Source organism: Proteiniclasticum sp., from assembly GCF_032054185.1.
GTDB lineage: Bacteria > Bacillota > Clostridia > Clostridiales > Clostridiaceae > Proteiniclasticum.
This window is the reverse complement of record NZ_DAMBTF010000005.1, coordinates 155,749-163,085: the sequence shown is the minus strand read 5'-3', so window position 1 is coordinate 163,085 and position 7,337 is coordinate 155,749. Positions and strand designations below refer to the sequence as shown.

Here is a 7,337-nt window from a genome sequence, read left to right as displayed (position 1 = left end):
AAACCGCAAGGTAACTATCTGCATGACAAAGGGGCTATTTTGCAACAGCCCCTTTTTGCTGTCATCAGTTTTTTTTGAGTATTTCTGATGTAATGTGAAACCTATTTTATTTTCAAACGTTTATATAGTGAAAGGGGTGCTGATGTGGTCAAGGATGTAATGGAAGAACTGTATATCAAGTATTATAAAGAACTCTACCTGTATGCTTTTTCACTCTGCAAAGATCATCATCTTGCACAGGACCTTACAAGTGACACCTTTTTCAAAGCCTACCTGTCTCTGGAAGATCAGGATGCGTACATCAAGTACTGGCTCTTTAAAGTATGCAGGAATCTCTTCATCGATCTTAAGAGAAAGGATAAGGAGTATCTTTTTGATGATGATATTGAAAGAGTAGAAGATAAGGAAGTTACTCCTCTATATCGAATGATTGAGAACGAGAGAAAATGGGAACTGTTTCAGGAGATCCTAAAGCTTAATGAATCTTACAAAGAGGTGCTCATTCTATACTACTACTGCGATTTTTCTGTTCTGGAGATTTCAGAGTCTAAGAAACTGAATGAGGGAACGGTTAAGACACTTCTCTTTAGAGGAAGAAAAAAACTCAAAAAAGGACTGGAGGACAACAATGGATTATAAGGATATTATGAAAAGGTATCAGCTGAATCAGGTAAGTGATGAAGAAAAGATGTTCATTGAAAAGGAAATCGAAAAGTATGAAGCTATGGAAGAATACTTTTCGGAAAAACTGGAGGATGAGCTGGATATACCTGAAAATACAAGAGACGAGAAAGGGAACAGTCAGGAGACCATAAAGCTTAAAAGAAGCGTGGATCACAGACTGCGTAAGGTTATCCTGAAATCAGTGCTTATTGCCATGGGAGTCTGGATCAGTATATTCTATATCCTCTCGCCGGTAGTTGACGCATTCTTCTATAATCCGCAAAAAGTCAGTGTCGGAGAACTTGATCATGATGTCTCTTTTGATCTTGCAGCTGTGACCGAACTGAATATGCCGGGAATGTCTCCGAGCACTGCATTTGTAGACCGGAAAGGATTTGGTGTATACCATCTCACATACTCATATCTCGATCAGTTCAGAGGCGATTTTTATGATGTGAGTCATGTAATCCGACGCGGTAAGATTGCATCCTCTCGCAAGGATCTTGTGCTCAGAATTGACCCGTTTGAAAACTTAAGGTACTACAATAATCAGAAAGACATACTGAATGAGCTGAATGAAAATGCAATGGCCGATGTGGATGAACTGAATCCGGTTACTTACGGATCCTTCAGTATAAGTTTCGAAGAAGATCTTACACTGGAAGAGCTGGCCAGACTCGAAGATAAATATGAGGATATCCAGTTTCAGTGGGCTGCAGTCAGAACAGGTGAGAAGGACGAAGAACTGATCGAAAAATTGGGGATGAGTCTGATGGGAAACAGGCTGATGGGGTCACTCGCAGGTGATGAAAAGATCGGGGAGAAATATCCCGCATTTTCATTGATGAACTGGATGGTCAGAAGTAAGGTTGATGTCACCGATCCTGTAAATATTGCTGAAGGATATAAACAGCATTATTTCAGCCTGCTTGAATATGTCATAGACAGAGGAGATAACCTGGAGATTCTTGAGCAGAGAGAAAAGAAAACGATACTCTATAAGGATGCCCTGGAGCATGCAAAGAATGAGGGGATCAGGGTCTATGGTCTGTTGGTATACAGCGAAATGAAACATATCAGAGAATTTATGGAGAAGGAAAATCTCAGACTCTTTGATCTTAATGATGCCCAGGCATATAAAAGGTATTAGGATAACACTGAGAAATACGACAATCTATGATTGGTGAATCCGCAATCTGGTATATCGTAATTTAGTATACTATGTTATACCAAATTACAAACTGCTAAATGAGGTGAATGTGATGTTTGTTGGACGAGAAGAAGAACTTGATTCACTAGATCGTCAGTACAATAGCTGTATTTCATATCACGGTGATATACGGCAGACGAAGAGTTGGAAAAACTGAGATGATCAGGCAGTTTATCAAGGGTAAGAATTCTGTCTATTATATGGCAACGGAAAGCAGTGGTGAGAAGAACATGGAGATGCTGTCGAAATTGATTCTTAAGCATTCAGCTACTGAATTCCGGTTCAGCGGATTCTCGGATTTCGAGGTGCTGTTTGATTATCTTGCGGAGATTTCGAAGTCGGAACGGATGGTTTTTGTCATAGATGAGTTTCCTTACCTTGCTGCAGGTTACCGGAAATCTCATCATCATTCAGAAATACTGCGATCATGAATGGAGTGATACCAGACTGTATCTCATTTTATGCGGATCTTCCCTGAGCTTTATGGGAAATCAGGTACTGGGCGTGAAAAGTCCTCTTTATGGAAGAAGAACTATGCCGATCAGGCTCAAAGAATTCAGCTGATTTCTTTCCTGGAAGACAATTAAGGAATAGTGATAAAGAATCCTGCGGATCGTAATGACTGCAGGATTCTTTATCGTTATCCCCAAGGTATTTCTTGAGTCTCTACAATAATATTGTCAGTCATTTGTCAATTCTTTCTCTATAGTTATGATATTATAGATTCAAGAGGTGTTTGAAGATGAAAAAAGTCATGGTATTCCTGCTTGTTCTTCTGTTTCTCGCTCCGGATGTTCTTAGGGTATCCGCCAATTCCGCACCCTTCATCTGGGTCAATTATCCGTCATCATCCATGATGGCCATTGATTCCGATACAGGCATAGAAGTGCTGAAGGAAGATCTTCATTTTGATTTCAGCCTGAAGGATGAAGAAAGCTTTTCACCTGGAGCATCGGTTTCCGCAAAGTATGAAATGAAGAATACCAAAGATGAAGCTGAAGTAACCAGTATGGTTTTTCCGTTCTTCCAGAAGATGTGGAATACAGAATCAGATGATATAGAAGTGCTGGTTGATGGAGAAAAAATCGCTTATGAGCTCTTCTACGGGAAGGAAGCATTGCTTAATGATGAGGATCCGCCCATGTATGTCATGGATATCGAGAACATCCTCTCTTCTGTGACACGGGACCAGTATACGCCGGAAAAATTTAATTATACCGATGTGGGTATGCTGTACAGAGTCCGGGCAGATAGGAAAGCCGAACAGTCCGGGTATCTTCAGATCAGTTTCAATATCAATGAATCCTCGCAGAAAGTCATTGCCAGCGGTTTCAACAGTTACGGCTCATATGGAGAAGGTGAGTATGAACTGGGTGCACATCTTGAAGAAGGTGAAACAACCGCTGAATTCTATATTCTAGGTGGAGATCCTTCGGTTCTAAACATAGCCATTGTGAGCAGCATTGAAAACGGGATAAAAAAACCAGTTGATGATATCCAGTATGAAGTTCACGAAGAATCCATGAATCTTGCAGCTTACTATAAAGAATACGTTACCGAGAGCGAGTTTATTCCTTCAGTCAAGATGAACACCCTCCAGGAAGAAAATCTCTACTTTGAAGCACTGGACAAGGCACTTGGCGAGCAGGCTGTAATCATGGAAGATATGATCATCATGTATCTTGGAGATCCGAGATATGCCATGATCGTCTATGATGTGCCTTTTGAAGCAGGAGAAGAGAAAAGTGTAGAAGTACGTTATATGACCTACGGCACCATGGACAGAAGAGAGACTGAAGAGCCTACCTATACCTATGACTACTTTCTACAGCCGGCGGCAAGGTGGAAGGACTTCCAGAATCTGACGGTGAAGATTACACCTTCAGAAGATTATCCTTTTATCATCGACAGCACTCTGCCTTTGGAAAGAGAGGAAGACGGAACGTATTCCGGTCAGTTTGAAACGCTCCCGGAAGAAGATCTGAGATTCGTTCTTTATGAAGAGGAAGAGATCACAGCAATGGACAGAGCAAAGGGAACCCTTTCAAGATATCAGTATCCGATCTATTTCATCGGAACACTGCTGCTCAGTTTTCTTGTCCTTGGCGTCCTCACACTGATTCTGAAGAAAGTCATCTTAAAGTTCATCAATAAAAGAAAAGAAGACGACAGATAAGAACTGCTAGAGCAATATCAAAAGTCAGTATGAATGAAAGAAACATAACATTAAAGAGATGGAGGAAGAAAATGAAGCTTTATATGAAACAGAAGGTGTTTTCCTGGAAAGACAGGTTCTACATCAAAGACGAAAACGAACAGGATAGGTACTATGTTGAAGGAGAACTCTTCTCATGGGGTAAAAAGCTCCATGTATATGATCTTGCCGGAAAAGAAGTGGCATTTATCCAGCAGAAGGTATTCAGCTGGCTGCCGAAATTTTATGTGTATATCGAGGATGAGCTCATTGCAGAAATCGTGAAGGAGTTCACCTTCTTCAAGCCCAAGTACTCCATTCAGGGTCTTAACTGGGAAGTATCCGGAGACTTCTGGGCACATGACTACGAGATCTATGATGGAAGAGACCCTGTGGTCTCCATTCAGAAAGAGTGGTTCAGATGGGGAGATTCCTATGTGATGGACATCATGGACAATCAGAATGAGGTTCATGCTCTTGCGGTGGTCCTGGCCATTGATGCGGTTCTTGCCGCTCAGCAGTCTTCCGGTGCTGGAGCAGGAAGTGCAAACTAGAGAGAGAGACAAATATTCATATTTGCCTGATATTATGGAACTGAAAATATCAGCGCGTAAACCGAATCTTTTTAAGGGGTGATATTATGCATTCAGATGCAGAAACAGTACACGCATATCTTGATGAGCTGCCCGAAGAGCGGAAAGAGGCCATGAAGAAGCTGAGAGACGTCATACTGAAGAATCTTCCCGAAGGCTTTGAAGAAGAGATGTCCTCTGGGATGATCGGCTATGTTGTTCCTCTTCGTATATTTCCCTCCGGCTATCATGCTTCTAAAGGTGAGCCACTTCCATTTATGAGCCTTGCTTCACAGAAGAACTACATTGCCCTATACCATATGGGGCTTTATGCAAAGCCTGAGCTTGAAAAATGGTTCAGGGATGAGTATAAGAAAAGAGTAAATGCAAAACCTGATATGGGGAAAAGCTGCATCCGCCTGAAAAAAATGGAGGATATACCCTATGATCTCATCAGTGAGCTCTGCAAGAAGATAACCCCTTACGAGTATGTTGAGGCATACAAGGAAGCTTTGGAAAGCAGAGGAAAGTAATTCAAGTAGAATATCGAGAAAAAAATGGCGCTTCTTATGAAGTGCCATTTTTTTATGAAGATCTACAATCGGTTTATGATCTGTATTTCTTTAATGAAAGTCTCTTTGCTAGATCTGGCCCAGCATCATCTGGACAAGGAAGGAGACCACCACGACAAGAGCCGAGATGATGAATCCATGAAACATGGGTGTGAATCCTGACTTGGCCACCTGGCTGAAATTCGTCTTCAGTCCGATGGCGCCAAGTGACATGACCATGATGAACTTGCTGAGCTTCGAGAGAGATGAGCTTAAGGCTAAGGGCACAAATCCGGTGCTTTTCAGTGCAACCATGAGAAGGAAGAAGAGGATGAACCAGGGGAAGATTTTTCTCACATCCACCTTAGCCTTCACGGCTTCTCCGCTGTCTGAAGAAATGAGTTTCTTCCTTTCGATTCTTTCGTTGATGTAGGAGAAGATGAGAACCACTGGAACGATGGACAGGGTTCTTGTAAGCTTGACGATGACCGCAAACTGACCAGCAGCATCCGAGAATGCATAACCTGCAGCGACAACCGAGGAGGTGTCGTTTACGGCAGTACCTGCCCATAGGCCAAACCCCAGGTCCGACATCATGAAATAGCGGCCCATGATGGGAAAAAGTACCACCATAACGATATCAAAGATGAAGGTTGCGGATATTCCATATGCGATATCGCTGTCTTTGGCGTCAATTACAGGGGCTATGGCCGCAATTGCGGAGCCTCCGCAGATGCCTGTTCCAGCAGATATGAGGCTTGAGAGCTTCCAGTCCATTCCTAGAACCTTACCGAGAAGATATCCGCCTCCAAAAGCGGAGATGAGGGTAAAGGTCATGACGATGAGAGAAAACTTACCCACGGACAGGATCTGTCCGAAACTGAGACCGAGCCCCATGAGGATGATAGAAAACTTGAGCAGCTTCTTTGAGGTAAAGGTGAAGCCTTCCATGACGCCGTCCATGGACGTGACAAAAGGATTAAGGGCCATCCCGATGATCAGGGCAAATACACCAGCACTGATCAGATGGACAGGCAGAGCCTCGCTGATGAAATAGGAAACGGCGGCAAGAGCCGCTGACAGTAAAATTCCTTTGTATATTGATTTAAGTCTGTTCAAATTCGGTCATCTCCAATACTTTTATAATACCTCTTGATTCTAACATGGTTTATCTATAAGATAAAATTATAATAATTGATAGATTCATCAAATATATTAATGAAGAGGTGGAGCATGATCGATCAGAAACTGGAGTCATTTCTAAGCGTCGTGAAAAACGGAAGTTACACTAAAGCGGCACTGGAGCTGGAGCTGACTCAACCTGCCATCAGCCACCATATGAAGCTCCTTGAAGAGCATTACGGCAGTAAACTTCTGGAATACAGGAACCGTACACTGACCCTTACAGAAGAAGGGAAAATTGTGCTTGACCATGCTGAAATGCTTAAAGCAAGGGAAAGAGTGATCAGAGAAAGGCTCCAGCATATGACTGAAAAGAGAAAGGAGACAAGGTTTGGCGCAACCTTAACCATTGGAGAATTCACTCTAGCGGACATCCTACCTGAACTTTTTTCAAGTTTTGTTCATGAGCATCTGACCTTGCTTGTGGACAACACAAAGAATATGCTGAAGATGCTGAAAGACGGAGAAATTCAGTTTGCTCTGGTTGAAGGACTCATCGATAAGGACGAATACAGAGCAAGGCTTCTTAAAACATCGTCATTTGTACTGGTGGTCAAAGAAGGTCATAGACTGACGAAAATGAAAAATGTCAGACTGGATGATCTTCTCAGCGAAGTGCTCATCATAAGAGAAGAGGGGTCAGGTTCCAGGGAGATACTTGAGAGAGGTCTGATTGAAAGGAACAGAAGTCTGAAGAGTTTTTCTGATACCATCGTTATGGGGAATGTGAACATCATGAAGAGAATGGTGGAAACGGGTATGGGCATCAGCATGATGTATCGCGATGCTGCACTGGCAGAACTTACGGAGAGAAGACTTGTAGAGGTGCCTATCGAAGACCTTGCCATGGAGCGTGAATTCAACTTTGTGGAAGTGTCAGATCCTTTTTCTCAGGATGAAAATGATAAATATTATACGTTCTTCAAAGATCATTTAACTGAATAAGCCTTTAAATCATCATTGAA

General features: G+C 42.3%; 8 protein-coding genes. 7 read left to right on the top strand and 1 reads right to left on the bottom strand.

Annotated features, from left to right (window positions below; translation table 11 throughout):
* Positions 1–144: 144 nt before the first annotated feature.
* From RTX25_RS04490 to RTX25_RS04465, 6 genes are all read left to right on the top strand, one after another.
* Positions 145–639, top strand: coding sequence for an RNA polymerase sigma factor (locus tag RTX25_RS04490; RefSeq protein ID WP_312650967.1), 495 nt, complete (start codon positions 145–147; stop codon positions 637–639).
* Complete coding sequence (locus RTX25_RS04485; RefSeq protein WP_312650964.1) at positions 629–1,813, top strand: anti sigma factor C-terminal domain-containing protein; 1,185 nt, start codon at positions 629–631, stop codon at positions 1,811–1,813. The genes RTX25_RS04490 and RTX25_RS04485 overlap by 11 nt, the downstream gene beginning before the upstream one ends.
* Before the next feature lie 182 nt (positions 1,814–1,995).
* Complete coding sequence (locus RTX25_RS04480; protein ID WP_312650961.1) at positions 1,996–2,304, top strand: ATP-binding protein; 309 nt, start codon at positions 1,996–1,998, stop codon at positions 2,302–2,304.
* A gap of 311 nt (positions 2,305–2,615) precedes the next feature.
* A complete protein-coding gene (locus RTX25_RS04475; RefSeq protein ID WP_312650960.1) occupies positions 2,616–4,049 on the top strand; it encodes a hypothetical protein in 1,434 nt (477 codons plus the stop codon).
* Positions 4,050–4,120: 71 nt separating this feature from the next.
* On the top strand, positions 4,121–4,621 hold the full coding sequence (locus RTX25_RS04470; RefSeq protein WP_312650958.1) for an LURP-one-related family protein: 501 nt from the start codon (positions 4,121–4,123) through the stop codon (positions 4,619–4,621).
* A gap of 86 nt (positions 4,622–4,707) precedes the next feature.
* Positions 4,708–5,172 carry a DUF1801 domain-containing protein gene (locus tag RTX25_RS04465; RefSeq protein WP_312650956.1) on the top strand — a complete coding sequence of 155 codons (465 nt, stop codon included), beginning with the start codon at positions 4,708–4,710 and terminating at the stop codon, positions 5,170–5,172.
* Positions 5,173–5,280: 108 nt separating this feature from the next.
* Here RTX25_RS04465 and RTX25_RS04460 read toward each other — a convergent pair whose 3' ends face one another.
* Positions 5,281–6,309 (bottom strand): YeiH family protein, encoded by a 1,029-nt coding sequence (locus RTX25_RS04460; protein ID WP_312650955.1) that lies wholly within the window; start codon positions 6,307–6,309, stop codon positions 5,281–5,283.
* A 114-nt stretch (positions 6,310–6,423) separates the two neighbouring features.
* Here RTX25_RS04460 and RTX25_RS04455 point away from each other — a divergent pair, with 114 nt between their 5' ends.
* Positions 6,424–7,317 carry a LysR family transcriptional regulator gene (locus tag RTX25_RS04455; RefSeq protein ID WP_312650952.1) on the top strand — a complete coding sequence of 298 codons (894 nt, stop codon included), beginning with the start codon at positions 6,424–6,426 and terminating at the stop codon, positions 7,315–7,317.
* Positions 7,318–7,337 lie beyond the last annotated feature (20 nt).

Bases quoted from the DNA above. Each gene is read 5' to 3' on its own strand.
- RTX25_RS04470 (WP_312650958.1), top strand. From the start codon at position 4,121: ATGAAGCTTTATATGAAACAGAAGGTGTTTTCCTGGAAAGACAGGTTC.
- RTX25_RS04455 (WP_312650952.1), top strand. From the start codon at position 6,424: ATGATCGATCAGAAACTGGAGTCATTTCTAAGCGTCGTGAAAAACGGA.
- RTX25_RS04465 (WP_312650956.1), top strand. From the start codon at position 4,708: ATGCATTCAGATGCAGAAACAGTACACGCATATCTTGATGAGCTGCCC.
- RTX25_RS04475 (WP_312650960.1), top strand. From the start codon at position 2,616: ATGAAAAAAGTCATGGTATTCCTGCTTGTTCTTCTGTTTCTCGCTCCG.
- RTX25_RS04485 (WP_312650964.1), top strand. From the start codon at position 629: ATGGATTATAAGGATATTATGAAAAGGTATCAGCTGAATCAGGTAAGT.